General features: G+C 32.9%; 3 protein-coding genes. 1 reads left to right on the top strand and 2 read right to left on the bottom strand.

The window, feature by feature from the left end:
* Positions 1-238 precede the first annotated feature (238 nt).
* Positions 239-472 (bottom strand): hemolysin XhlA family protein, encoded by a 234-nt coding sequence (locus MHB70_RS30990; RefSeq protein ID WP_000163590.1) that lies wholly within the window; start codon positions 470-472, stop codon positions 239-241.
* A 733-nt stretch (positions 473-1,205) separates the two neighbouring features.
* On the opposite strand from MHB70_RS30990, the gene MHB70_RS30985 reads away from it, so the two are divergent.
* Complete coding sequence (locus tag MHB70_RS30985) at positions 1,206-1,763, top strand: replication/maintenance protein RepL (RefSeq protein WP_001133006.1); 558 nt, start codon at positions 1,206-1,208, stop codon at positions 1,761-1,763.
* Between the two features lie 43 nt (positions 1,764-1,806).
* On the opposite strand, the gene mobV is transcribed toward MHB70_RS30985, so the two are convergent.
* Positions 1,807-3,033, bottom strand: a complete 1,227-nt coding sequence (mobV, locus tag MHB70_RS30980; protein WP_000006405.1) for a MobV family relaxase — start codon at positions 3,031-3,033, stop codon at positions 1,807-1,809.
* Positions 3,034-3,188: the final 155 nt, after the last annotated feature.

Here is a 3,188-nt window from a genome sequence, read left to right as displayed (position 1 = left end):
ATTTCGGCTTCGCCAAATCAAACCTTGGACGTTGTCCAAACCTACTGGGGAACTCTTCCCCAGACCCCCTCAATCGAACTCCCCAACCCCTCAATCCTTGAGGGACTCCCTCGCCGGTTGGCAGGAACAAACGGTAGTTTGTTCAGTGCCGAGAGGGTTTGGGTGTAGTGGGGTTGGTCAAGTCAAATACTCCCTTCGCTTCGCTAGGTCCGTTTTGATTGACCAACACTCTTTTTTTCTATAACAGGTTTTTAGCTAATACACCAAGTACTCCTGTTAACAATCCACTTACGATCAATCGTAAAATCCATGTAGTGTTTGCACTGATCTTATCTAATTGTTTATTAATAGTTAAAACATCCCTTTCAGCCACTAGTATTCTTGCTTCTAAATTTTTCATATCATGTTGTAAAGCTTTTAAATCTAAATTCATTTGATTAAAATCTTTTTCTAGCTCCTCCAATTTTGTCATACAACATACTGCTCCTTTAAATTTAATTTTAAATACATTATATGTATATGGTAATTAGAGAATAATGATATAAAAAAGAGGACTCAAATCTATTATTAAAATTTGAGTCCTCTCCAAAGATAAGAAGATTATACCAAAACGTAATATAGCTTATGCTTGTCTTTTTTAATATGCATCTAGTAAAAACACATTTTCTTTTATGGCTTCCTTGTTTTTGGGTGTGAGTGCAAGGGCTGGGGTGAAGCGTAGCGAGGGGCTAGCCCCTTATAGTGTCATAAAAATATAGAATAAGAGTGTATTCATAGACAGTTGATCCAGGCGGTTCGGCAGGTAAAATTGCTAGTCCAAGTCGTACTACCTAAATCCTCGTTTTTGGTATGTTCGGCTTGGCGATATGCCAAAACCTGCCGAAATCCACTAATCAATGGTAAAGCGAAGCGGAAAAGGTGGAGATTTTTGAGAGGTTTTTTTCTCAAAAATACTACCTGTCCATTGATTAGTGGATAGCCCTTTAATAGATATAGAAGGGACAACCTTATAAACCCTTGATAAATAAGGGTTTATAATTTTCTTATGTTCACCCCTAGGGTGAACATATATGTTCACCCTAGGGGTGAACATAAGAAAACAAGACGTTCATTATTTCGTTGTTTTTGTGAACGTCTTGTTTTATAATTTAAACAAGACGTTCACAAAAGTGAACATATATGTTCATGAAGAAAGGTTGATAATTTTGCCAAATAAAGATGATATTAATATCAGTAAAAATGATTTAATGCAAATTCTTGAATTAACTGGATTACCCTTGTCTTCTGTTGAAAAATTAATCGACTTAAAAGATGCTGAACAAAAAGAAATAGAACAACGTAAAAAGGAACTTGATAATCCTCCATTTGTACAAGTGTATAAAGGAATGGGGTTAAAAGCTCTACAATTATTAATTAAAGATAATCAGCTAGCTAGTGAAATTTTTGTCTTCTTTTTAGATAACATGAACAATAACAATCTAGTAATGGCTTCACAACAACTTTTAAGTGAAGAATTTGGAAAAGGCAGAACAACAATATATAAAGCTATTAAATATCTTGAAGAACATAATTTTATTAATGTTGCAAAAGTAGGTACAGCTAATGCATACATAATAAATCCAGAAGTAGCTTTTCAAAATGCACATAATAAGAAAAAATATGTTGGTTTTAACGGAACAATTTTATTAAGTAAAAAAGAAAACAATACGCTGTTTGACAAATATAATTACAACAATATTAAAGTATTAAAAGAAAAAGAATAACATCAAAAGGTACCCAAATTCTTGGGTACCTTTTGATGTCTTTTTATCTCTCTAAACCACTATCTCTATTTCTATTTTTCTCTTTTGTCTTTTTTTGTATATCTTTTGAAGCAAGATCATACCCTTTTCTTTCATGTTCTGTTAAATTTTTTTCACTAAATCTAGTATTACTAAATGGATTTAAAGTGATATTTACTTTCTTCTTACAATATCCTACGATTTGTTGGAATTTCTCCAATCCTTGAGGAACTCGTTCTTTATAAAACTCCTGCATTTGTGCAACTAATTTTTGAAGTCTCTCATATTTCGCTTTATATGGTTCTAATTCTTTTTTTTCTTTTTCTAAATGTTTTAAAGTTGTATGTAAATCTGTATTATTCACTTTCAATGCATGGTTTTGTCTCTGTAACGTTTCATTTTCCCTTTTAAAGGCCTCTGATGCTTTAGCAAGGGTTTTAATCCTTTGAAAATCTTCTAAGCCAATTTCAACCGTTTTAGAGCGTATAAGCCCGCCTTTTTCTTTGACAGACATGTTTTCTACTTTTTTCCCAACATTAACTGCCCTTTTTAAATCATTCAAACGATTTTTCATCTGTTCCATAGATTTCTCTATTTGTTGTTTCTCTACCCCTTTCTCTAAAAGAGTATCTTCTAACACTTGCACTTCTTCTTTTGCTGTTAAAGCCTTCAAACGCGTCGTTTCAATATGTTTTTTATCACTAGATACTCCACGTTTTAAATTAAAACCTTTCTCTACCATATGAGCATGAAAATCATCTTGGAGTGAAACTAACTCTTTTCGGTTAAAAATTTGTTTTGCCGACAATTTTTTTTCTTCCGTTACTGGAACCATTCCCACATGCATATGAGGTGTTTTTTCATCCAAATGCACCGCTGCATGTATAATATTTTGTTCTCCATATCGTTCTTTCAAAAAACTATATGCTTCTTCAAAAAATTCTTTTTGATATTCTGGATTGTCTTCACTTAAACGTTCAAAAAAATCCCTATCGCTTGTTACTATAAATTCACACATCACAACTGCATCTTTTCGAATCGCTCGATTGGTTTCTACATTCTGTTCAATCTTTTCTTTCACTGTTCTTAAATAATCAATGTACTGATCGTTATGTAAATCATAATTTAAATGACTTTGTTCTTTTTCAATATCAGGATTTGTATGACTCTCTTTTTCTCGTTGATTATGAATCTGGATTCCTTTCACATCTCGCATTTTAAATTTCTGCATTCTACAAATAGCAAAACTCACGAATCCTCACCTCAACTTGCCTCATTTTTTCTCTTAATTTTGTTCTCGACCACTCTGTAAAGTATATATACTTCTCTACTGTTTTTCGGTGGACTTCCATGTAAAGTATAGCACACTATACTTTACTATCGTAAAGAGTGTGCCCCCTAAGGGGG

The organism is Bacillus sp. FSL M7-1020, from assembly GCF_038050415.1.
Lineage (GTDB): Bacteria > Bacillota > Bacilli > Bacillales > Bacillaceae_G > Bacillus_A > Bacillus_A toyonensis.
This window is presented reverse-complemented; position numbering and strand designations above follow the sequence as displayed.